Here is a 20,682-nt window from a genome sequence, read left to right on the forward strand (position 1 = left end):
GGTGCGGTCAGCCGGGCGGTGCGGTGTCGGTGGCGTCCACGGCGGTGCGCAGGGCCCGCGCGAGGGCGACGCCGTCGCCGACTCCCCAGAAGTGGGTGTAGAAGAGGCGCGGTTCGTCCATCAGCCCGTGGTTGTGCAGCTCGATCACGGAGAGGCCGCCGGCGCGCAGGGCGGTGAGCACGTGCTGGACCTCGTGGGCGGTCATCACGAAGTCGCCGTTGACGGCGGCCCGGCCGCCGCCGAGGGGCTGGAACGCCAGCACGGTGGTCACGCCCGTCGCCCAGGGCAGGATGCGGTTGTCGTCGGTGACGGTCTCGCGACGGGCGAAGCTGTACTTGTGGATCCCGCCGTCGTGGGTGCCGGTGGTGCCCAGTGCGGCATCCATGGCGGCGGTCTCGAGGTCGAGCGGCGCCGGCGTGGCCGGCGCCGCCACGGCCGCGGGCGTGCCGGTGGTGTCGAGGGCCGCCTTGAGGGCCCGCGCCAGCTCGACGGGGTCGGGGCCCATGCCGTGGAAGTGGGTCCACCACACGTCGGGTTCATGGGCGAGCAGGTGCTTGTGGATGGCGGTCTGCTCGAAGCCTTGGGCGTGGAGGGTGTCGGTGGCCCGCTGGAGTTCGGCCTCGATGACGACGAGGTCGCCGCGCACCACGGTCTGCCCGTCGTCGTACCGGGTGAAGGCGGCGTACGAGCTGAGGGCGAGGCCCGGTTGGATGGTGATGCCCTGCGAGACGACGTGCAGGTCCCGGCGGGGGAAGCCGACCCGGTACACCGTGCCCGCCATCACCCGGCCGGCGCGCCCCAGTGCGTCGGCGACGCCCTGCCAGTCCGCGTCCGTGGTGGGGAGCGGGCGGCTGGGCTGCGGGGCGGCCGGTGCGGCGGGCGCGGCGGGCTCGGCGCGGGCTGCGCCTGCCGCCGCGGCCACTGCGCCCGCGGCCAGTACGGGGGTCAGCGACGCGGCCGCGGCGAGCAGCCGGCGCCTGGGGGTCCCGGCGGGGGCGTCCCCGCCGCTTCGTCGGTCTCGGGTCATGGCCCGGCACCTCCATCCGTGGGGCTGCCAGGCAACCACGGGGGCGGCGCCGCCACGCGCAGACCCGTGACGGGTGCGGGCCGTACGGGTCACGGACTCATCCGTGGGGCTGCACCCGATCGTGCGCGTCAGCCGCCCCGCCGGGGTTCGGGGCCGGCACGGTCCACTCCTTGCGGGCCCAGTCGTCCAGGGTGGCCAGCTGCGGGCGGCGGGCGCGCACCGCCGGCACGTCCGCGAGGAAGCCGACGGAGTCGAACCACTCGAACATGGCGGCCATCTCCTCGCTGTACTGCCGGACCTCCTCGACCGGCTGGGAGCGGAAGCGGACGGGGCGGCCGGCGGCCCGGGCGAAGACCTCCGCCATCTGCGGGCCGGTCAGCTCGTCCGCGGCGAGCTCGAGGGTGCGGCCGAGGTGCTCGGCGGGGGTGTCGAAGGCGTCGGCGGCGAAGGCGCCGACGTCCTCGGGGGTGATGAACTTCAAGGTGGTCCGCGGGGTGATCGCGAGGGACAGGACGAGTTCGCCGCCGACCCACTGCGGGCCCATGTCGTGGAAGTTCGTGGGGAAGAAGGTGGGGCGCAGGACGGTCGCGGGCAGGCCGAGCTCCGCGACGTACCGCTCGATCTCCCCCTTGCTGGCGAAGTGCGGTACCCCGCCGGGCCGTCCGGCCCCGTCGACGGAGGCGTACACGAAGTGCGCGACGCCGGCTCGGGCGGCGGCGTCGGCGACCGCCCTGCCCCGGCGGACCTCGGCCTCGTAGCCTCCGGGGCCGGGCTGCGGCATGGGCTGGACGCTGAAGACGCCGTACGCACCGCGCGCCGCCGCGTCGAGCGAGTCCGGGTCGTCGAGGTCACCGCGGACCAGGACCGCGCCGTGCGCCCGCAGGGGGCGGGCCGCGGGGTGCTCCGGGTCGCGGACGAGCGCGCGGACGCCCCAGCCGCGGGAGAGCAGGGCGCGGGCGGTGGCACCGCCCTGCCGGCCGGTGGCTCCGGTGACCAGGATGACGCGGGGGTCGGACATGGCGGGCTCCTCGATGGCGCGCAGGGGCGGGGTCGGCGGCTGCGGCCCCTTGGTGCTGTCCACCGAAGCCTGCTTCCTCAAGCGGAGTTGAGGTCCAGCGCATGTGGCCATGATCACGGCCTTGGCGGCCCCGGCCGTGCGGCTACCGGCGGCCGGCCGCGTCGAGGGCTTCGGCGACCAGCCGCTCGAGGTGGACGTCGGTCAGCGCGTAGACGACCCGGCGGCCCTCCTTGCGCGTGGTGACCAGGCCGGACATGCGCAGCCGGGCCAGGTGCTGGCTGACGGCGGGGCGGGCGGCGCCGACGGCCCCGGTCAGGGTGGCCACGTCCGCCTCGCCCCCGGCCAGGGTGTGCAGGAGCGCGAGGCGGGTGCGGTCGGCCAGCAGGGCGAGGAGCTGCGCCGCGGCTTCGTAGGCGCGGGGGCCCGGCTGTTGCGGGTGCGAGGCCTGCGCAGGTGAGAGGTGCATGCGTGCGCTCATACGCACATAATAGGCGTCGGGCGCGGACGCGTCCGCCTCTGCCGTCCTCGTCGGAAGCGAGCACGCCGTGAGCGACCACCAGCACGTACGCGGGCACGGGCACGGACACGAAGGACAGGAACACGACGGGCACGGACACGACCGGCACGGGCACGACGGACACGGACACGGACACGAACACGGGCACGACGGCCCGCACGGGGACGGGCACGTGCACGGCCACGGCCCCGCCCGCTGCAGCCGTCGCGGCCGCCTGATCGCCCGCCTGGCCCGTCGGGCCGCACCGCACCGCCACGACACGGCGGAGAGGGTCGACCGGGAGCTGGAGGCCTCCCGGGAGGGCCTGCGGACGCTGTGGCTGTCCCTCGGCATCCTCGGCCTGACCGCGGCCGTCCAGGCCGGCGTCGCCGCACTGTCCGGGTCGGTGGCCCTGCTCGGCGACACCGTCCACAACGCCGCCGACGCGCTGACCGCGCTGCCGCTCGGCATCGCCTTCGCCCTCGGGCGGCGCGCGGCGAACCGCCGCTACACCTACGGCTACGGCCGCGCCGAGGACCTGGCCGGGGTCGCCGTGGTCCTGGCCATCGCGGCGTCCTGCGCGCTGGCGGCGTACCAGGGCGTCGAGCGGCTCCTCGCCCCGCGCGAGGTCACGCACCTGTGGGCGGTCGCGGGGGCCGCCCTGGCCGGATGCGCGGGCAACGAGTGGGTGGCCCGGCTGCGGATCCGCACCGGCCGCCGGATCGGCTCGGCGGCGCTCGTCGCGGATGGACTGCACGCCCGCACCGACGGATTCACCTCGCTCGCGGTCCTGCTCGGCGCGGCCGGATCCGCGCTCGGCTGGAAGGCCGCCGACCCGGTCGTCGGCCTGCTGATCACCGGGGCCATCCTCGTGGTGCTCCGGGACGCGGCGCGGGAGGTCGGGCGGCGCCTGATGGACTGCGTGGACCCGGCCCTGGTGGACGCCGCGCAGGGCGCGCTGCTCGCGGTGGGCGGCGTCCGCGGCACCGGACAGGTCAGGATGAGGTGGATCGGCCACACGCTGCGGGCCGAGGCGGACATCGTCGTGGACGCGCACCTGACGGTGGTCGAGGCGCACGCGCTGGCCGTGGAGGCCGAGCACGCGCTGATCCACGCCGTGCCGCGGCTGACCGCGGCGACGGTGCACATCGACCACACCGGCGAGGACGGCGGCGGCGATCCGCACGCGGCGCTGGCCCACCACGCCGTGGCGTCCTGACGTCAGGCGGGGCCGCCCCGCCCGCGGCGATCAGGTCAGGGCGGAGGCCCGGAAGACGGCCTGGGCGGTTTCGCAGTCGATCAGCCGTGAGAGGCGCTGCAGCGGATCCAGCCCCTCGGAGAGGGTGCCGCTGGACACGCTCGTGCCGATGTCCTGCCCGACCCGGTGCCACAGGGGCGGGTTGGCCGCGAGGACGCGCGGGTCGACCTCGACGCTGTTGCCCAGGGTGTCCGTCAGCACGAGCCGCTGGGAGATTCCTTCGTGCCAGACGACCGCGGCGAGCCGGTCGGTGCGGACCCGGCGGCGGCGCAGCAGTCCGCGGGTGGTCAGCAGGCCGGGGGCGGCGCTGACGCGGGTGGGCCACAGCACGGCGAACAGGACGGCGCCGAGCCCGGTCCAGACCGCCGCGCGCTGCCAGTCGCCGAATCCGGCGGCCGCATCGACGCCCAGCAGCAGTGCCGTCAGCACCACGGCGGTGCCGGCCGAGGCCCGCGCGTCCGGGGCCCAGCCCCTGTCCTCGACCACCTTCGGTCCGGCCATCGGAATCCCTCCTCACTCGATCAAGATGTACGGCACATTCAACTACCCAGGGGCGGGTGCGGCATTCCGCATACCCCGCTCAGTGGCGCGAGGACGGCCATTTCTGACGCGTTCCCGACGCTGCGGCCGACGCAGCGTCAGTACCGCGTACAGACGCGGGCTTTCGGCGTCAAGGTCCCGTCAGGAGGCGGCGCGCCCGGCGCGGCAGCGGGCGTAGCTTCGACGTCGCGCCCCGGCTGCCCCACGGCAGCCGGGGCGGTGCCGACCGCCGCATCGCTGCCCTGGGAGGGCCCCATGTGTCTGTTCCGCTACGACGACGATCCCGAGCCCGAGGAACGGGTCCCGGCCGGACTCCTGTACGTGCCCGTCCGGCCGGGAGGAGGCGGTGGCGGCGGTACGGGGGCGGTGGTCCGGCTGTTCCGCACCCCGCTGGGCGCGCGCACGGCCGTCGGCTTCACCAGTGCCGAGCGGCTGGCGGCGACCCTGGGCGAGGGGCACCCGTACATCCGGCTGGCCGCGGCGGTGCTGCGGCAGCTGTGCGAGCCGCTGGGAGCGGGGCTCGTCACCGTCGATCCGACGCTGTCGGCCGCGCCCGTCCGCGCCGCCGCGCCGGAGCAGCGGCCCGGGCGGCCCGCCCCGCTCCCGGTCCGGACCGTCTGAGGGGGGGCGGCTCCATGACCACGGCCCTGCTGTCCGGCACCCCCACCGGTGCGGACGACCTGTCCGTCTGGCCCGCGTCGACGGCCCGGCTCCCGCACGGCGACCTCGCCGTCGGCGGAGTGCCGCTGACCGGGATCGCCGACCGGTTCGACACCCCCGCGTACGTCCTGGACGAGGGCGAGGTGCGGGCCCGCTGCCGCACGTACCGGGAAGCCTTCCCGGACGCCGACGTCCTGTACGCGGCCAAGGCGTTCCTGTCGCGCGCCATGGCGCGCTGGGTCGCCGAGGAGGGCCTCGGGCTGGACGCGTGCTCCGCGGGCGAGCTCGAACTGGCCGTTGCCTCCGGAGTTCCGGCGGAGCGGATCGTCCTGCACGGCAATGCCAAGTCACCGCGCGACATCGGCACGGCGCTGCGGCTCGGGGTCGGGCGGATCGTCATCGACAGCCCGTCGGAGATCGCGCGGCTGGTCGCCGCCGTGGGCCGCGGCGGCCGGCAGAAGGTGATGCTCCGCGTGGTCCCCGGCATCGCGGCCGGGGCGCACGAGAAGATCCGGACCGGGACCGACGGCCAGAAGTTCGGACTGTCCCTCACCGACGGCTCGGCGCAGCACGCCGTCCCCCGGATCCTGGCGCAGCCGGGGCTGGAACTGACGGGCCTGCACTGCCACATCGGCTCGCAGATCACCGAGGTCAAGCCGTACGCGGCCGCGCTGCGGCGCATGGTGGGCCTGATGGCCCGCATCCGCGACGCGCACGGCGTGGTGCTGCCCGAGCTCGACATGGGCGGCGGGCACGGCATCGCCTACCGGCCCGGCGAGCCCGCGCTCGACCTCGCGGTCCTCGCCCGGCGGCTGCGCGCCGAGCTCGCGGCGAGCTGCGCCGCGGCGCGCCTGCCCGTGCCGAGGCTCGCGGTCGAGCCCGGGCGGGCGGTGGTCGGCCCTGCGGGGGTCGCCCTGTACCGGGTCCTGTCCGTGAAGCACACCGCCGGCCGGGTGTTCGTGGCGGTGGACGGCGGCATGGGCGACAACCCGCGGCCCGCGCTGTACGGGGCGCGCTACGCGCCGCGGCTGGTCGGCCGCCGCTCCGTGGCCGCCCCGTGCGCGGCGACCGTGGCCGGGCGGCACTGCGAGGCGGGCGACGTCCTCGCCGCCGGAGTGCAGCTGCCCGGCGACCTCCGGCCGGGCGATCTGCTCGCCGTCCCGGTGGCGGGGGCGTACCAGCTGTCCATGGCCTCCGGCTACAACATGGTCGGCCGCCCGCCGCTCGTCGCCGTCCACGCCGGCACGGCGCGCCTCCTGGTCCGCCGCGAGACCCTGTCGGACTTCCGCAGCCGCGACGTGGGGGCGTGAGCCGCCGCGGACGCGGTCAGTCGCCCAGCTTCAGGATGCGGCCCGTCTCCGGTCCCTCGACGGTGCGGACGTAGGCCTGCGCCACGTCGGCCAGGGGGACCGGGGGGAAACCCGGGAAGTGGTCGCCGTAGACGTCCAGCGCCTCCGTGAACACGGTGGGGCTGATCGCGTTGACGCGCTGCGGGGCGATCTCGACCGCAGCCGCCCGGACGAAGGCCTCGACGGCTCCGTTGGCCAGGGACGCGGCGGTGCCGGTGATGATCGGGCTGCGGGCCAGGACGCCCGTGATCAGGGTGAACGAGCCGCGCGGCGAGATGCGTGCGGTGCCCTGGCGGACCAGCTCGACCTGGCTCTGCACCTTGCCGTGGAAGGCCGCCGTCCAGTCGGCGGGGGTCATGTCGGCGAGCGGCTTGTACGGGACGGAGCCGGCGGCGCTGGCCACGGCGTCCAGCGGCCCGGCCTGCCCTGCCGCGTCGTACAGCGCGGTGATCTGCGCCGGGTCCGTGATGTCGAAGCGCAGGTCGCCGCCGGTCCGGCCGGCGGTGACCACCGTGTGGCCGCGGGCGGTCAGGGCCTGGTGGACGGCGGTGCCGAGCCGGCCGCCCGCGCCGATGAGGAGGATTCGCATGCCCCGACGCTAGGCGAGCGGTCCGCGGCCGGGGAAATGCCGTTCCGGCGGCATCTATGCTCGGTGGTCATGAATGTGGAGTTGCGGCACCTGCGGGCCCTGGCGGCGATCGGCGACGAGGGCAGCATCACGGGCGCGGCGGCCGTGCTCCGGGTGGGCCAGCCCGCCCTGTCCCGCACCCTCGACCAGCTGGAGCAGCGCCTCGGCACCACGCTGGTGGAACGCACGACGCGCCGCCTCGCCCTCACCCCCGCGGGCCGGCGCCTGTGGGAGCACGCCCACCGCATCCTCACCCAGCTCGACGACGCGCTCGCCGAGGCCGCGGCCGGCCCGCACCCCCGCCCGCTGCGCATCGGCTTCGCCTGGGCCGCCCTGGGCGCGCACACCGTGGCGCTGCTGCGCGACTGGCGCCGCGAGCACCCGGACCTCCCGGTCCAGGTGCACCGGCTCGACGATCCGGTGGCCGCGCTGCGCCGCGGCGGGATCGACGCCGCATTCGTCCGCACCCTGCCCGAGGGCGGGGACGCGGCCGGACTGCGGGCCGCGGCCCTGTACCGCGAGCCGCGCATCGCGGCCCTGAGCGAGGACGATCCGCTGGCCGCGCGGGAGGCGGTCACCCTGGACGAGCTCGCGGAGCGCACCGTGGTGCTGTGCGCGACCGCCGCCACCACCGGCCCCGGGCTGTGGCCCCAGGGGCGCGGCCCGGCGGACACGCGGGAGGTCGCCAACGTCGACGAGTGGCTCACCGCCATCGCGACGGGCGAGGCCGTGGGCGTCACCGCCGAGGCCACCCGGCACAGCCACCCGTACCCCGGCGTCCGCTACCTGCCGCTCGCCGGGGCCGCCCCGGTGACCGTCCGCTTCCTCGCGCCCGTGCGGCCGACCCACGCCGCGACGGCCGGCTTCCTCGCCCATGCCCGCCGCTGCCTGTCCGGCGCGGCCGCGGCCGCCCGGCCGCGCTAGGCTCGGCGGATGGCGAAGTACTTCGACGTCCATCCCGAGAACCCGCAGCACCGCACGATCGGCGGCGTCGCCGACAGCATCCGCTCCGGCGCGCTCGTCGCGTACCCGACCGACTCCTGCTACGCGCTGGGCTGCCAGTTGGGCAACCGCGACGGCCTCTCCCGCATCCGGTCCATCCGGCGCCTCGACGACCGGCACCACTTCACGCTGGTGTGCCAGAACTTCGCCCAGCTGGGCCAGTTCGTGAACATCGGCAACGACGTGTTCCGCGCGATCAAGGCGGCCACGCCCGGCAGTTACACCTTCATCCTGCCGGCGACGCGGGAGGTGCCCCGCCAACTGCTGCACCCGCGCAAGCGGACGGTCGGCGTGCGCATCCCCGACCACGCCGTCACCCAGGCGCTGCTCGCCGAGCTGGGCGAGCCGCTGCTGTCCAGCACGCTGCTCCTGCCCGACGAGGCCGAACCCCTCACCCAGGGCTGGGAGATCAAGGAGCGGCTCGACCACGTCGTGGACATCGTGGTGGACTCGGGCGACTGCGGGACCGAGCCGACCACGGTGGTGGACTTCTCCGGGGGCGGAGCGGAGATCGTGCGCCGCGGGGCGGGCGACACCACCCGGTTCGAGTGACCCGCCCGGAACTCCGGATCCCCGGCGAATTCGGGCCGTCTCGCCTCGATGGCGGCGGCCCGCCCTCCTTCCCCCGCGCCCGCGCCACCGCGCCCGCCGTCCGGCGGCGGATGATCGACTCGTTGGCCGAGGTGCGATGCGCCGTTCCCGCGCTGCGCGCATGATGGAGACAGGACGCTCCTTTCCGCCCGGCGAAGGAGGGCGCGGATGAGTTCCCAGGGGTACGAGCTGGTGTTTTCCGAGGGCCCGGACGCCGGTGAGGACGTCGTGGTGGTGACGGCCACCGGGCAGGCGGGGCCGGGCGGGCACCCGGTCTACGCCGATGCGACGGGCATCGTGCGGGCCGAGATCAGCGACCGGGGCGAGGTGCGCGTGCTGGCCTCCGGCGGTGGCCAGAACCCGGCCCGCGTGGTCCGGGTCCGGCCGCTGGAATGACCGCGGGACCCCCCGGCCCGCACCGTCGCCCGACGCCCGCCGCACGGGCCTGCGCCACCCGGGCCGGGGCGCGGCCCCGATGTGCGCCCGTGCTCCAACCAAGCTTTCTCATAACCGACTTGACATTCCCCGCCGCGGGGTACGATCAGCGCCGTGGGGCGGTCGGGGGGATACGGGCAACGGAGGGCGCAGTGGTCGCTGCGCGCCGCGGGCTGCGCGGCCGCGGGGCTGCTCGCCCTCACCTGCTGCACGTCGTCGGCCGGCACGGGACCCAGGGGCGCCGCAGGCACCCCGTCGGCGGCCACGGCCACACCCGCACCCGCGTCCCCCGCTCCCGGCACCGGGGACGGCGGCCCGGGCGGCACCGGCGCGGGCAGCACCGGCGGACCGGGGGCGGCGCCGCTGGTGCCCGCGCTGGACGAGGCCAAGCAGCCGGTCGACGCCGCCGGAGCGCGCGCCCTCCTCGACCGGGTCGTCATCGACCGCGAGGCCTTCGGCCCGGAGGTGGTGCGCAGCAGCCCCTTCGAGAGCGCCCCGGGGCGTTGGCCGGTCCTCGACGACCGCTGCGTGTGGCAGACGACCGCGCTGCCGCCCGATGTCCTGGCCACGAGCACCCGGCACTTCCAGGTTCCGGCCGGCAGCGGCCACGGCCGGGTGCGGATCAACGCCACGGTGACGGTGCACCGCACCCGCGAAGAGTCCGGCTGGGAGACGGCGCACGCCATGGAGGAGGTGCTGCGCTGTCCCCGCCAGGTGCTGAACGCCGGCGAGGAGCTGACGGACCTGTGGGGCGCCTCGCTCTACCTGGGCGAGCAGCTCAACGGCTGGACGGAGGACGCCTTCACCGAATCCGGCCAGTACGTCGGCGAGGAGGACGGCGGCCCCTACCGGTACGTGTGGTCGCAGGGCCAGTTCGGCCCCGTGACGGTGGCCGTCGCCGGCAAGGGCGCGGCGGGCTTCGGCGACGACGCCCTCAACGCCCTCGTGGTGCAGGGCACGAGCAGGCTGATGATCCAGCTCAAGCAGGCCCTCGCGAAGGGAGGCGGCTGATGGAGCGGCTCCAGCCCTCCGACCCGTCCCGGATCGCCTCCTACCGCCTCCTCGGGCGGCTCGGCGCGGGCGGCATGGGGGTGGTCTACCTCGGCCGCACGGACGAGGGGGCGCTCGCCGCCGTCAAGGTGATCCGGGTCGAGTACGCCGACGAGGCGGACTTCCGGGCCCGCTTCCGCCGCGAGGCGGCCATCGCCGCCCGGGTGGAGAGCCCGTGGGCGGTACGCGTCACCGGAGCCGACCCGGAGGCGGCCGAGCCCTGGCTCGCCACCGCGTTCGTCCCGGGCCCCTCCCTGGCCGAGGCCGTCGCCGCCCACGGGCCCCTGCCGCTGCGGGCCGTACGGATCCTCGGCAAGGCCCTGGCCCGGGCGCTGGGCGTGATGCACGGGCAGGGCCTGGTGCACCGGGACGTCAAGCCCGGGAACGTGCTGCTGGGCATGGACGGGCCGCGGCTCATCGACTTCGGCATCGCGCGCGGCGGCGAGCACACCGCCCTGACCTCCACCGACGTGGTGGTCGGCACGCCCGGCTTCCTCTCCCCCGAGCAGGCCCGCGGGCTCGCGGCCGAGCCTGCGGGCGACGTGTTCTCGCTGGGCTGCCTGCTCGCGTACGCGGCCACGGGCCGGCTGCCGTTCGGGACGGGGGCGGTGGACGCGGTGCTCTACCGCACGGTCCACGACGAGCCCGAGTTCGGCCCGGAGCTCCTCGCCGACCCCGAGCTGACCGCGCTGCTGCGCACGGCCCTGGCCAAGCATCCCGACATCCGGCCCAGCGCGCAGGAGCTGGACGAGGCCCTGGTCGAGGACGAACCCGGCGAGGGCACGGGCTGGCTGCCCGATCCCGTCGTCGCCTCGATCGCGGGGCGGGCCTCCGCCCTGCTCGCGCTGCCGGGGATCGAGGAGACCCTGGCCGACGGGGCGGCCGCCGACGCCGGAGAGGGGACGGGAGAAGCCCCCGGGCTGACGCGCCGGCGGCTGCTCGGCCTGGGCTCCGCGGGCGCGCTGCTGGCCTCGGGCGGCGCCATCGCCGCCTGGCTCGCGCTGCGCGAGCCGGACGCCCGCACGGCGCCCGCACGGCCCGCGGCGCGGCAGTGGCTGATCGGGGTGCACGCCGACCTGTCCGGGCCGCAGCAGGCGGCCGGGCAGGCCCAGGAGCGCGGGGTGCGCCTCGCGGTGGAGGCCTTCAACTCCCGTGTCGACAAGCCGTTCGAGCTCGGTGTGGTCACCGCCGACGACGCCGGGCTGGCCGCCCGCTCCGCGGCCGTCGCGGCCGGTTTCGTCGGCAACCGCGACGTGCTCGCCGTGATCGGCCCCACCGGGAACGCCTCCGTGATGCCCTGTCTGGAGCCGTACGGGGAAGCGGCGTTGCCGGTGCTGACGGTGTCCGCGCTGGGAACGGTCTTCGGGGTCACGGACCGGCGCAGCTTCTTCCAGAACTCCGCGCTCTCCCTGGGTCAGGGCGCGGCCGTCTCCCAGCAGCTCGCGGGGGCCCAGGGTGCGCGCCGCCTGGGGCTGTTGTGCGACCGCGACGGGGACTCCGAGGGCTGGCAGGCGGTGCTCAACGCCGGCCGCACCATCGGGCTCGTCGCACCGCAGGCGGCCCACTACGCGCGGGTCGTCCCCCGGGGCACCCGCGACCGCTCGCCGGTGGTCGCGGACATGCTCGCCCAGGGCGTCGACGCGTTCTTCTACACCGGCACCCCGGCCGGCGCCGCGGACGTCGCGGGGCTGCTGGTAGCGGCCGGGTTCACGGGGCCCCGGGCCGCCGATTACGCCGTCGCCGGGCCGGAGTTCCTCCGCGGGGCCGGCGGGGCCGCCGAGGGCTGGCAGTTCCTCGCCCCGTACACCGGGCCCGCGGAGCCGCGGGCCGCCCGGCTGGTCCAGGACCACCGGGACCGGTACGGCGTGCCGCCCGCTCCCTGGACGATCGAGGCCTACGATGCGGCCGGGCTGGTCATCGACCGGCTCACCTCCGCCGCGCAGGGCGGCGCCCGGCCCGCGCGCGCCGCGCTGCTCTCCGCGCTCGGCCGGGGCACGTACCGCGGGGTGGCGAAGGAGTACGTGTTCGACGAGCACCGCCAGGTCAAGGGCAACGCCTACTTCCTCCACCGGGTGGAGAACGCAGCGATCCGCTACGTGGGCCCGGTCGGCGGGCCCGCCGCGGGGTAGCGCCCGGTGCGCCCGCTCTCCCCCGCCGACCCGGCCGTGGTCGGGGGGCACCGGCTGCTCGGCCGGCTCGGCTCCGGCGGCATGGGCACCGTGTACCTGGGGCGCTCCCCGGCGGGCGCCCTGGTCGCGGTGAAGGTGATCCGCGCCGACCACGCCGCGGACCCGGCGTTCCGGGCCCGGTTCCGGCGCGAGGCGCAGGCCGCGGCCCGGCTGTCGGGGCGGTGGGTGGTGCCGGTGGTCGCAGCCGATCCCGAGGCGCGCGAGCCGTGGCTGGCCACCCCGTTCGTCCCGGGCCCGTCGCTGTCCGAGGCGGTCGGCGGGTACGGGCCGCTGCCCGCCGCGAGCGTGCGGGCGCTGGGGGTGCGGCTCGCGGAGGCGCTGGAGCAGGTGCACGCGGCCGGGCTGGTGCACCGCGACGTCAAGCCGGGCAACATCCTGCTCGCCCCGGACGGGCCGCGGCTGATCGACTTCGGGATCGCGCGGGCCGCCGGGGCGACGACGCTGACCGCCGCCGACGCGGTGGTCGGCACGCCCGGCTACCTGGCCCCGGAGCAGGCGCGGGCGGGCGCTCCCGCCCCTGGCCCGGCCGGCGACGTGTTCTCGCTCGGCTGCGTGCTGGCGTACGCGGCGACCGGGCGGGGCCCCTTCGGCGGCGGGCATGCGGCCGCGGTGGTGTTCCGCACGGTCCACGACGCACCCGTACTCGACGGTCTGCCGGCGGAGCTGCTCGGGCCGGTCACCGCCTGTCTGGCCAAGGAGCCGGCCCAGCGGCCCACTCCGGCGGGGCTGCGGGCCCTGCTCGGCGGCGAGTCGGCCGACACCGGCACCGGGCCCGGGTCGGGCAGCGGGTCGGGCAGCGGCCCCGACAGCGGCGACTGGCTGCCAGCGCCGCTGACCCGGCTGATCGCCGAGCGCTCCACGCGCGCCCTGGAGCTGCCCGTCCCGGAGCCCACCCGGCTCGACGCGGCGGCGGGAGCGGCATCCGGCGCCCGTACCAGGGCGGCCCGGCCGCAGCCCGGCGGCGGGCTGATGACGCGGCGGAGGGTGCTCGCGGCCGGCGGCGCCCTGATCGCCGCCGGGGCCCCGCTGGCGTGGTACGCCTCCCGCGGCCGCAGCGGTGCGGGAGGCGGGAACCCGCCCTCCGGCGGCGGCACGCCGCCCACGTACACCGTGGCCCTCCAGGCCGACCTGAGCGGTCCCGGCGCGGCCGACGGGCAGGCGCACGAGCGGGGCGTCCGGCTCGGCGTGGACCGGCACAACGCCCGCGCGGACGGCGCGTTCCGGCTGGCCCTGCGCACCGCGGACGACGGCGGTGACGCCGTCCGCGCGCAGCGGGCCGTGCAGCAGCTGATCGCCGATCCGGCCGTGGTCGCCGTCATCGGCCCCACCTGGGAGGCGCCCGTGCCGGCCCTGGCCGCGGCGTGCCTGGCCGCGGACCTCGCGCTGCTGCTGGTCTCGGTCAACAGCGGCCAGGCCTCGCAGGCCCAGTGGCGGACGCTGGTCGACACCCGGGCGGGCGCGGAGGGCATCGCGCTGCCGGTGCTGCACTACCTGTCCCGGGTCCGGCCCGTGCGGCGCACCGCCGTGGTGGAGGACGAGGGCGGCGCGGGCGGTGCGGACTGGCAGCTCACCCGCGCCTTGCAGCAGAGCCCGCCCTCACAGGGCACGGTCGCCGTCCACCGGATCCCGGCGGACGGCTCCGACTTCGCCGGCGCGGTGGAAGCGCTCGTCCGGGCCGGCGCCGAGGCCGCCGTGTACGCGGGGACCTCCGCCGAGCGGGCCGGAGCCTTCGCGCGGGCGCTCGGCGTTGCCGGGTTCGCGGGGCCGCGGATGGGCACGGGCCGGGTGATGGAGCCGGCGTTCCTGGCGGCGGCCGGCGCGGCAGCCGAGGGGTGGCTGTTCGGCACGTTCTTCGCGGACCCGGCGGGGGTGCCCGGCGCGGCCGACTTCACCGCCGCGCACCGGGCCGCGTACGGGCAGCCGCCGGCCCGCTGGGCCCTGGAGGCGTACGACGCGGTGGGGCTGGTGGCGGCCGCGCTGGGCGGCCTGGAGGGCGAGGGGCGCGACCGGCCCGGGCTGTCGCGGCGGATCTTCCGCACGCCGTACCGGGGGCTGGCGAAACCGCTCGGTTTCGACGGCGACACCCACATGCTCTCGGGCACCCGGGTCGCGCACCTCCACGAGGTCCGGTCGGGTGCGTTCCGGTACCTCGGCCCGTATGCGGACGTGACCGCGGCCTCGTGAGGGCGCTACGCCGTCGGGGTGCTCCTGTGCGCCCGTTCGGCCGTACGACCCGAGTGGATGATCATCATTTCGACTCGTGGGCGCTGTGATGCTGTCATCCGGTCAGGGGCGATCTGGGAGGGCGGCGGGCCGATGTCGACGACGCACGGTGCACGAGGGACAGAAGAGCAGGCAGGGCTTGCGGGACGGGTCGGGCGCACCTCGCAGGCAGGGGATGCGGCGCCGGCAGCAGGGGATGCGGCGCCGGGGCGCAGGGGCCGGGCGCACCGGGTGTGGGCCGTCGCCGCCGCGGCGGCCGGCGCCGCCCTCCTCGTCGCCGCCGCGCCCGGCAGCGTCCCCCAGCGCCCCGGGACCGCCTACCTGGGCGGCCACGCGGAGGCCTTCGTCACGCTGCTGGTGGGCCGCTCCCTGGAGGCGGGCCCCGGCGGCACCGCGGCCTGCTCCGGGCAGGCGTTCCGCGACGGCACCTGCGCCGGCCGGCACGTCCGGCGCGTACGGGCCACCGCCCGCGGGGCGGGCGCCGTGCTGAGGGAGGACGGCGGGCCGGGCACAGCCCGGCCGGGCCGGGCCGGGGCGGGGCACACCGTGCTCCTCCCGACGGACCCCGGCGGCCCGCTGGAGATCGGCCTGGCCGAGCCGGGGCAGCTCACCGACGTCACCGTCCGCGACGCGCACGGGCGCCACGTGGGCGGAGCCCTCGACCGCCACGGCCGCCGCTGGGCCAATACGGAGCCGCTGCGGGCCGGCGAGCTGTACACGGTCCACGTCGGGGCGCAGGACGCGGCCGGGACCTCGGTCGGGGCGACCATGGCGTTCCGGACGGCCCCGCCCCCGGAGGGGGGCCGGCTCACGGCGGAGTTCGGGCCGAGGCCGGGCACGTACGGCGTGGGGCAGATCGTCACGGCGTCCCTGAGCCGTCCGGTCGCGGCCTCCGACCGGGAGGCCCGCGCCCGGGTCGAGCGGTCGCTCCAGGTCAGCTCGGAGCCCGCGGTCGAGGGTGCCTGGCACTGGGTGGACGGCTCGACGCTGCACTACCGGCCGCGCACGTACTGGCCCGCGCACGCGGTGGTGCGCGTGAGCAGCGGCCTCGACGGGGTGGAGATCGACGGGCACACCTACGGCGGGCCGTCGGAGCCGGTGGAGTTCACCGTCGGGGACCGGGTCGAGGCCCTCACCGACGCCGCGGCGCACGAGATGACCGTACGGCGCAACGGGCGGGTGCTGCGGCGGATCCCGGTCACCACGGGGAAGGCGGGGTTCCGGACGCGGACCGGGATCAAGGTCGTGCTGGGACAGGAGTACAAGGTCCGGATGCGCGGGGACAGCGTCGGCATCCCCAGGGGCACGAACGAGTTCTACGACCTGCCGGTCTACTACGCGACGCGGGTGACCTGGAGCGGCGAGTACGTCCATGCGGCGCCCTGGTCGGCCGCCTCGCACGGCAAGGAGAACGTCAGCCACGGCTGCACCGGGATGAGCACGGCGAACGCGGCCTGGTTCTTCGACACGGTGCGGATCGGCGACGTCGTCCGGGTGGTGAACAGCGGCGGCGAGCCGATGGCCCCGTTCGACAACGGCTTCGGCGACTGGAACGTCGACTGGCGGGCCTGGCTGGCGGGCAGCGCGCTCGCGGATGCGCCGTTGCCGGCCCGTGCGGCGGTGTCGCAGCCGGCGGCGCGCACTCCGTCGCGGTTGCAGCCCCTGGCCTGATGCCGCCGCACCGGCCGCTGACGGTCGGCCGGTTCGTGAGTACGGCGGTCGGGCGTGGGGCCCGCGGGCGGGGTGTGCCTGGCGGCGCCGGTGTGTCTGCCGGCGCTAGTGCTTGGGCGTGGGACACACCTGCCAGGCGAGGTGGTACAGGGTGCTGACGCTGGTGTCCGTGGAGTCCATCGTCATGAAGCTGGTCGCGGTCTGCGGGTTGGAGGTCCCCGCGTTCACGCGCAGTTCGGTGTTGATGTTGAAGTTGCGCTTCTCGCCGCAGGGCGCCCAGACCAGATCCGCGTACTCGGTTTTGTCGGTCGCCTGCCAGTTGTCGTTGTGCGGGCCGTTGAACTGGTGGGTGCGCTGGGTGGTCTGCGGCATTCCCTGGAAGTAGTAGTTCGCCCGTTCCTGGCCCCATGCGCCGGGCTGGAGGAATGCGAATCCGCGGTAATCGGCCTGGACGATCGCGTAGGTGAACCCGGACGGGACGTGGACGCGCAGATTGAGCTGGCAGTTCTTGCGGAACGAGGTCGGCGGCGCCCCGGGGCCGACCTGCGCGAGGTAGTCACTGTAGGTGACGGTGAAGGCGGTGTTGTCGGGGGCGACGGCCACCTGGGCGGTGCCCTCGCGGCAGCCGGATCCGTTGACGGTGGCCAGCTCGATGACGATCTTGTCGGGGGGTGCGGTGATCTGCGGGGTGTGGCCGGCGGCCCCGGCTCCGGGCGCCGCCGTGGCGATCAGCGCGGCGGCCGCGGCGCCGGTGAACAGGGTGCGGGACAGGCTGCGGGACATCGTTGTCTCTCCTGACCGTGATTCGGTGGTTCCTGCGCTCACGCCGTGTCAGACCCGGGGGCATTCCTTCCAGGCGAAGTGGTAGACGGTGCTGACGCTGCCGTCGGTGGAGTCCATGCTCATGAAGCTCAGGGACTGCGGGCTGGACGTGCCCGGGTAGACCCGCAGTTCGGTGTTGACGTTGAGGTTGCGCTCCTCGCCGCAGGGCGCCCACACCAGGTCGGCGTAGTCGGTCTGGTCGCCGGCCTGCCAGTTGTCGCTGTACGGGCCGTTGAACTGGTGGGTGGTGCGGGCCGTCTGGGCCATGCCCTGGAAGTAGTAGTTGGCGCGCTCCTGGCCGTACGCCCCGCGCTGGAGGTGGGCGAAGCCGCGGTAGTCGGCGCGGGCGATGGCGTACGTGAAGCCCTGCGGCACGTGGATCTGCAGGGCCAGCTGGCAGTTCTTGCGGAAGTCGGTCCCGCCGGAGCCGCCTCCCGCCTGGGCGAGGTAGTTGCTGTACGTGACGGTGAAGGAGGTGTTGTCGGAGGCGGCGGCGACGCTCGCCGTCCCCTGCGGGCACCCCGAGCCGTTGACGCCGACCACGTCGACGGTGATTCTCCCGGGCGGATAGGCGGCCGTGTCCGCCTGGGCGGGAAGGGCCAGCGCGGACAGCGCCGCCACCGCCGTTCCCACGGCCAGCCTGCGCAGCACCATGCGTTTCTCCATTCATCCGGAGTCGACGGAATTTCGGCATGGACATGCCACCACGCGGTGCGGGGGCTGGGAAGGCCGTGAAACGGCCAACACCCCGGCGGGGTCGTGCACTGGCCGGAATGGGCGCCCGGCGCCGGCCGCGGCGGCCGACCGGGCCGGGGCGGGGCGTACCGGCTAGGACGACGGCAGCAGGGCGCGGAAGGCGTCGGCGTCGTGGACCGCCGCGCCGCCGGGATCGTTGTTGAAGTACGCGAACACGTCCGCCTCTCGCGGCCAGGTGTCGGCGATACGGGCCGCCCACGTGCGCAGGGCCCGCGCCCCGTAGCGCGGCCACGGCCGCGCCCGGCCCTCGTGGAAGCGGACGTAGCCCCAGTCGGCGGTGCGCCACAGCGGGGTCACCGGGCGCGAGCCGCGGTCGGCCCAGCACAGCGCGGCGCCGCGGGCGGTCAGGACCGCCCGCACGTCCGGATGCCACCAGGAGGCGTGGCGCGGCTCCACCGCGACCCGGGTCCCCGAGGGGAAACAGGCGAGGCAGGCGTCGAGGGCCTGCGGGTCGGCGCGCAGCGTGGGCGGCAGCTGCAGCAGGACCGGCCCGAGCCGGTCGCCGAGCGCGGCGGCGTGCGTCATGAGCCGGGTCACGGGCTCGGCCGGCTCGCGCAGGCGCTTGATGTGGGTCAGGAAGCGGCTCGCCTTCACCGCGAAGACGAACCCCTGCGGGGTGCGCTCGCGCCAGGCCCCGAAGGTCTCCGGGGAGGGCAGCCGGTAGAAGGCGTTGTTGCTCTCGACCGTGGCGAAATGGCCGGCGTACTCCTCCAGCCACAGGCGCTGCGGCCGGCCGGCGGGGTAGAGGACGCCCGCCCAGTCCCGGTACTGCCATCCGGAGGTTCCGACGAGCACGGGCATGGTGCCGATGATGGCGGGGTCGGGCACGCACCGCATCCGGCCGGGGGCCGGGAGTGTGCCGCGGGCCCGGCGGGGCAGGCGCCCCCCATGACCTTCCGGCATCCGGCGGAGCGCAGCGGCGACAAGGAGCGCTCGGGCCGCTTCGAACGGCTGGCCGAGCTCGCCTCGAACTTCACCAGCTCCGCCGTCTTCTCCCTGCTGTGCGTGGGCCTGGTGGCGGGCTTCGCCGCCGTGCACGCCGTCGGGCTGCCCATCGAGTGGCAGCACCTGGCCGGAGACTCCATCGGGGCGGTGTCCCTCCTCCTGCTGGCCCTGCTGAAGAACACCGAGCGGCGCGCCGAACACGCCGTCCAGCGCAAGCTCGACGCGATCGCCGCGGCCCTGCTGGAGCAGCAGGAGGGCCACAGGGGCACCGCCCGCGAGGACCTGGAGGAAGCCATCCGCATGGAGGAACGCCTTTAGCCCCCGTCGGCACCGGTCCGGACCGGCCGGCAGCGCCGGCCGGTCCGGAGGCCGCACGGCGGCGCGGCCCCGGCCGCGCTAGGCTCGGACCGAGTGACGGACGGGGCGCGGGAGAGGAATGATGCTGATGTGCCGCTGGCTCGCCTACTCCGGCACGCCGATGCTGCTCGACGCCGTGCTCTACCAGCCGGAACACTCCCTGATCGACCAGAGCCTGCACTCGCGCATGGGGGTCGAGTCGACCAACGGCGACGGCTTCGGCATCGGCTGGTACAGCACCGAGAAGGAGGACGGCACCCCGGCCGTCTTCCGTGACGTCGGGCCGGCCTGGAACAACCGCAACCTGCGCGAGCTCGCCGCGCACGTCCGCTCGCCGCTGTTCTTCGCGCACGTCCGGGCGTCCACCGGTTCGGCCGTCCAGCAGACCAACTGCCACCCGTTCCGACACGGTCGCTGGCTGTGGATGCACAACGGCGCGATCACCGACTTCCACCGCCTCCAGCGCGACCTGTGCATGGCCGTGGACCCGGCCCTCTTCCCGTGCATCGAGGGCTCGACGGACTCCGAGGTGATGTTCTACCTGGCCGTGACGTTCGGCCTGGACCAGGACGTCCCCGGCGCGGTCGCCCGGATGGCGGGCCTGGTCGAGCGGCTCGGCAAGGAGCACGGCGTGGCCGACCCGCTCCAGATGACGATCGCGGTCAGCGACGGCTCGCGGGTGTGGGCCTTCCGCTACTCCAGCCAGGGGAAGTCCCGCTCGCTGTTCTACAGCAGCCGCGCCGAGGACGTACGCCAGCTGTACCCGGAGCTGCCCTACCTGCGGAAGGTGTCCGACGACACCCGCCTGGTGGTCTCCGAACCCCTCGGGGACCTGCCGGGCCTGTGGAACGAGCTCCCCGAGGCCAGCTACGCGATCGTCCCCTGGGCCGGACCTGAGGACTACCTCCCGTTCATCCCCGAACTGCCCTGAGCCGGTTCAGGCTCCGGTGCCGAGGCCGCGGCCGGGGGCACTCATGTCCCCCGTGGCCGGCGTGCCCCCGGCGAGGCCGTAGCGCAGGTGGACGGTGCCCTTCGGGCCGGCTGCCGGGGGTGCGAGGAGCGTGAGGTTGGTGGGGACCGCGCCGCCGGCGAACACCTTCTTGCCGACCCCGAGCACGATCGGGTGCAGCCACAGGTCGAGGCGGTCGAACAGCTTCTCGCGCAGGAGGCTCTGGACCAGGTCCAGGCTGCCGACGACCTTCACCTGCTCGTGGCGGTCGCGGACCTCCCGCACCGCGGCGGCCAGGTCGGGTCCGAGCTGCGTGGACCCGGCCCAGGAGAGGTCGGGCCGGCCGCGGGAGGCCACGTACTTCGGGATGCGGTTGAAGAGCGCGGCGAACCCGCCGTCCTGCCCGCCCTCCGCGCGGGGCCAGTAGGCGGCGAAGATGTCGTACGTCCGCCGGCCGAGCAGGAGGGCGTCCGTGCCCTCGTACGCGGCGGCGATCTGGGCCCCGGCGGTCTCGTCCAGCAGGGGCGCCTGCCAGCCGCCGAAGGGGAACCCCACCGGGTCCTCGTCGGGCCCGCCGGGCGCCTGCCCGACGAGGTCCAGGGTGGCGAACAACTCGATGTCGATGAGGCCCATGGCGTGCTCCCGGTGAGTCGGCGGTCTGTCGTCGAGGGGTGGACCCCCGGGCACCGGCAAACTCATCGCCGTGCCGCGCCCCG

The 20,682-nt window shown here is 75.9% G+C and carries 21 protein-coding genes; 12 read left to right on the forward strand and 9 right to left on the reverse strand.

What is annotated here, in order from left to right:
* Positions 1-7: 7 nt before the first annotated feature.
* The 3 genes from AB0953_RS14155 to AB0953_RS14165 all read right to left on the reverse strand — a co-directional run bounded on the left by AB0953_RS14155 (position 8) and on the right by AB0953_RS14165 (position 2,523).
* Complete coding sequence (locus AB0953_RS14155; RefSeq protein ID WP_366859715.1) at positions 8-1,027, reverse strand: DUF1259 domain-containing protein; 1,020 nt, start codon at positions 1,025-1,027, stop codon at positions 8-10.
* A 97-nt stretch (positions 1,028-1,124) separates the two neighbouring features.
* Positions 1,125-2,108: an NmrA/HSCARG family protein gene (locus tag AB0953_RS14160; protein ID WP_366859716.1), complete on the reverse strand. Its 984-nt coding sequence runs from the start codon at positions 2,106-2,108 to the stop codon at positions 1,125-1,127.
* A 79-nt stretch (positions 2,109-2,187) separates the two neighbouring features.
* The gene (locus tag AB0953_RS14165) at positions 2,188-2,523 is read right to left on the reverse strand and encodes a metalloregulator ArsR/SmtB family transcription factor (RefSeq protein WP_366859717.1); all 336 of its coding nucleotides are present in this window, start codon (positions 2,521-2,523) and stop codon (positions 2,188-2,190) included.
* Positions 2,524-2,776: 253 nt separating this feature from the next.
* On the opposite strand from AB0953_RS14165, the gene AB0953_RS14170 reads away from it, so the two are divergent.
* Positions 2,777-3,760: a cation diffusion facilitator family transporter gene (locus AB0953_RS14170; protein WP_366859761.1), complete on the forward strand. Its 984-nt coding sequence runs from the start codon at positions 2,777-2,779 to the stop codon at positions 3,758-3,760.
* A 30-nt stretch (positions 3,761-3,790) separates the two neighbouring features.
* On the opposite strand, the gene AB0953_RS14175 is transcribed toward AB0953_RS14170, so the two are convergent.
* The gene (locus AB0953_RS14175; protein WP_366859718.1) at positions 3,791-4,300 is read right to left on the reverse strand and encodes a hypothetical protein; all 510 of its coding nucleotides are present in this window, start codon (positions 4,298-4,300) and stop codon (positions 3,791-3,793) included.
* Positions 4,301-4,594: 294 nt separating this feature from the next.
* On the opposite strand from AB0953_RS14175, the gene AB0953_RS14180 reads away from it, so the two are divergent.
* Together AB0953_RS14180 and lysA are read left to right on the forward strand one after the other, a co-directional pair.
* A complete protein-coding gene (locus tag AB0953_RS14180) occupies positions 4,595-4,960 on the forward strand; it encodes an SAV_915 family protein (protein ID WP_366859719.1) in 366 nt (121 codons plus the stop codon).
* A 14-nt stretch (positions 4,961-4,974) separates the two neighbouring features.
* The gene (gene lysA, locus AB0953_RS14185; RefSeq protein ID WP_366859720.1) at positions 4,975-6,309 is read left to right on the forward strand and encodes a diaminopimelate decarboxylase; all 1,335 of its coding nucleotides are present in this window, start codon (positions 4,975-4,977) and stop codon (positions 6,307-6,309) included.
* Positions 6,310-6,325: 16 nt separating this feature from the next.
* Here the strand turns inward: lysA and AB0953_RS14190 are convergent, their stop codons facing one another.
* Entirely contained in the window at positions 6,326-6,937 is a 612-nt protein-coding gene (locus AB0953_RS14190) for a short chain dehydrogenase (protein WP_366859721.1), read from the reverse strand.
* 69 nt (positions 6,938-7,006) lie between these two features.
* Between AB0953_RS14190 and AB0953_RS14195 the strand changes: the two genes are divergently transcribed.
* The 7 genes from AB0953_RS14195 (at position 7,007) to AB0953_RS14225 (ending at position 16,137) form a co-directional block, all read left to right on the forward strand.
* Entirely contained in the window at positions 7,007-7,900 is an 894-nt protein-coding gene (locus tag AB0953_RS14195) for a LysR family transcriptional regulator (protein WP_366859722.1), read from the forward strand.
* 9 nt (positions 7,901-7,909) lie between these two features.
* Positions 7,910-8,530 carry an L-threonylcarbamoyladenylate synthase gene (locus AB0953_RS14200; RefSeq protein WP_366859723.1) on the forward strand — a complete coding sequence of 207 codons (621 nt, stop codon included), beginning with the start codon at positions 7,910-7,912 and terminating at the stop codon, positions 8,528-8,530.
* 207 nt (positions 8,531-8,737) lie between these two features.
* Entirely contained in the window at positions 8,738-8,965 is a 228-nt protein-coding gene (locus tag AB0953_RS14205; RefSeq protein ID WP_366859724.1) for a DUF6296 family protein, read from the forward strand.
* 153 nt (positions 8,966-9,118) lie between these two features.
* A complete protein-coding gene (locus AB0953_RS14210) occupies positions 9,119-10,015 on the forward strand; it encodes a hypothetical protein (protein WP_366859725.1) in 897 nt (298 codons plus the stop codon).
* Positions 10,015-12,183, forward strand: a complete 2,169-nt coding sequence (locus AB0953_RS14215; RefSeq protein ID WP_366859726.1) for a bifunctional serine/threonine-protein kinase/ABC transporter substrate-binding protein — start codon at positions 10,015-10,017, stop codon at positions 12,181-12,183. Before AB0953_RS14210 ends, AB0953_RS14215 begins: the two co-directional genes overlap by 1 nt.
* A gap of 6 nt (positions 12,184-12,189) precedes the next feature.
* Complete coding sequence (locus AB0953_RS14220; protein WP_366859727.1) at positions 12,190-14,427, forward strand: bifunctional serine/threonine-protein kinase/ABC transporter substrate-binding protein; 2,238 nt, start codon at positions 12,190-12,192, stop codon at positions 14,425-14,427.
* Positions 14,428-14,697: 270 nt separating this feature from the next.
* Entirely contained in the window at positions 14,698-16,137 is a 1,440-nt protein-coding gene (locus AB0953_RS14225) for an Ig-like domain-containing protein (RefSeq protein WP_366859728.1), read from the forward strand.
* A gap of 105 nt (positions 16,138-16,242) precedes the next feature.
* Here AB0953_RS14225 and AB0953_RS14230 read toward each other — a convergent pair whose 3' ends face one another.
* The 3 genes from AB0953_RS14230 to AB0953_RS14240 all read right to left on the reverse strand — a co-directional run bounded on the left by AB0953_RS14230 (position 16,243) and on the right by AB0953_RS14240 (position 18,516).
* On the reverse strand, positions 16,243-16,920 hold the full coding sequence (locus AB0953_RS14230; RefSeq protein WP_366859729.1) for a DUF4360 domain-containing protein: 678 nt from the start codon (positions 16,918-16,920) through the stop codon (positions 16,243-16,245).
* A 48-nt stretch (positions 16,921-16,968) separates the two neighbouring features.
* Positions 16,969-17,613, reverse strand: a complete 645-nt coding sequence (locus AB0953_RS14235) for a DUF4360 domain-containing protein (protein WP_366859730.1) — start codon at positions 17,611-17,613, stop codon at positions 16,969-16,971.
* 174 nt (positions 17,614-17,787) lie between these two features.
* Complete coding sequence (locus AB0953_RS14240) at positions 17,788-18,516, reverse strand: DUF72 domain-containing protein (protein WP_366859762.1); 729 nt, start codon at positions 18,514-18,516, stop codon at positions 17,788-17,790.
* A gap of 87 nt (positions 18,517-18,603) precedes the next feature.
* On the opposite strand from AB0953_RS14240, the gene AB0953_RS14245 reads away from it, so the two are divergent.
* Both AB0953_RS14245 and AB0953_RS14250 read left to right on the forward strand, forming a co-directional pair.
* Positions 18,604-18,978 (forward strand): hypothetical protein, encoded by a 375-nt coding sequence (locus tag AB0953_RS14245; RefSeq protein WP_366859731.1) that lies wholly within the window; start codon positions 18,604-18,606, stop codon positions 18,976-18,978.
* Between the two features lie 127 nt (positions 18,979-19,105).
* Complete coding sequence (locus tag AB0953_RS14250; protein WP_366859732.1) at positions 19,106-19,948, forward strand: class II glutamine amidotransferase; 843 nt, start codon at positions 19,106-19,108, stop codon at positions 19,946-19,948.
* A gap of 6 nt (positions 19,949-19,954) precedes the next feature.
* Here AB0953_RS14250 and AB0953_RS14255 read toward each other — a convergent pair whose 3' ends face one another.
* Positions 19,955-20,599 (reverse strand): dihydrofolate reductase family protein, encoded by a 645-nt coding sequence (locus AB0953_RS14255; RefSeq protein ID WP_366859733.1) that lies wholly within the window; start codon positions 20,597-20,599, stop codon positions 19,955-19,957.
* Positions 20,600-20,682: the final 83 nt, after the last annotated feature.

It is taken from the genome of Streptomyces sp. NPDC046866, from assembly GCF_040704625.1.
Taxonomy (GTDB): domain Bacteria; phylum Actinomycetota; class Actinomycetes; order Streptomycetales; family Streptomycetaceae; genus Streptomyces.

What these genes read in the sequence shown, in the direction of transcription:
- AB0953_RS14155 (WP_366859715.1), bottom strand. Translation starts at nt 1,027, where the DNA reads ATGACCCGAGACCGACGAAGCGGCGGGGACGCCCCCGCCGGGACCCCC.
- AB0953_RS14165 (WP_366859717.1), bottom strand. Translation starts at nt 2,523, where the DNA reads ATGAGCGCACGCATGCACCTCTCACCTGCGCAGGCCTCGCACCCGCAA.
- AB0953_RS14175 (WP_366859718.1), bottom strand. Translation starts at nt 4,300, where the DNA reads ATGGCCGGACCGAAGGTGGTCGAGGACAGGGGCTGGGCCCCGGACGCG.
- AB0953_RS14180 (WP_366859719.1), top strand. Translation starts at nt 4,595, where the DNA reads ATGTGTCTGTTCCGCTACGACGACGATCCCGAGCCCGAGGAACGGGTC.
- lysA (WP_366859720.1), top strand. Translation starts at nt 4,975, where the DNA reads ATGACCACGGCCCTGCTGTCCGGCACCCCCACCGGTGCGGACGACCTG.
- AB0953_RS14190 (WP_366859721.1), bottom strand. Translation starts at nt 6,937, where the DNA reads ATGCGAATCCTCCTCATCGGCGCGGGCGGCCGGCTCGGCACCGCCGTC.
- AB0953_RS14195 (WP_366859722.1), top strand. Translation starts at nt 7,007, where the DNA reads ATGAATGTGGAGTTGCGGCACCTGCGGGCCCTGGCGGCGATCGGCGAC.
- AB0953_RS14200 (WP_366859723.1), top strand. Translation starts at nt 7,910, where the DNA reads ATGGCGAAGTACTTCGACGTCCATCCCGAGAACCCGCAGCACCGCACG.
- AB0953_RS14205 (WP_366859724.1), top strand. Translation starts at nt 8,738, where the DNA reads ATGAGTTCCCAGGGGTACGAGCTGGTGTTTTCCGAGGGCCCGGACGCC.
- AB0953_RS14215 (WP_366859726.1), top strand. Translation starts at nt 10,015, where the DNA reads ATGGAGCGGCTCCAGCCCTCCGACCCGTCCCGGATCGCCTCCTACCGC.
- AB0953_RS14230 (WP_366859729.1), bottom strand. Translation starts at nt 16,920, where the DNA reads ATGTCCCGCAGCCTGTCCCGCACCCTGTTCACCGGCGCCGCGGCCGCC.
- AB0953_RS14235 (WP_366859730.1), bottom strand. Translation starts at nt 17,613, where the DNA reads ATGGTGCTGCGCAGGCTGGCCGTGGGAACGGCGGTGGCGGCGCTGTCC.
- AB0953_RS14240 (WP_366859762.1), bottom strand. Translation starts at nt 18,516, where the DNA reads ATGCCCGTGCTCGTCGGAACCTCCGGATGGCAGTACCGGGACTGGGCG.
- AB0953_RS14245 (WP_366859731.1), top strand. Translation starts at nt 18,604, where the DNA reads ATGACCTTCCGGCATCCGGCGGAGCGCAGCGGCGACAAGGAGCGCTCG.
- AB0953_RS14250 (WP_366859732.1), top strand. Translation starts at nt 19,106, where the DNA reads ATGTGCCGCTGGCTCGCCTACTCCGGCACGCCGATGCTGCTCGACGCC.
- AB0953_RS14255 (WP_366859733.1), bottom strand. Translation starts at nt 20,599, where the DNA reads ATGGGCCTCATCGACATCGAGTTGTTCGCCACCCTGGACCTCGTCGGG.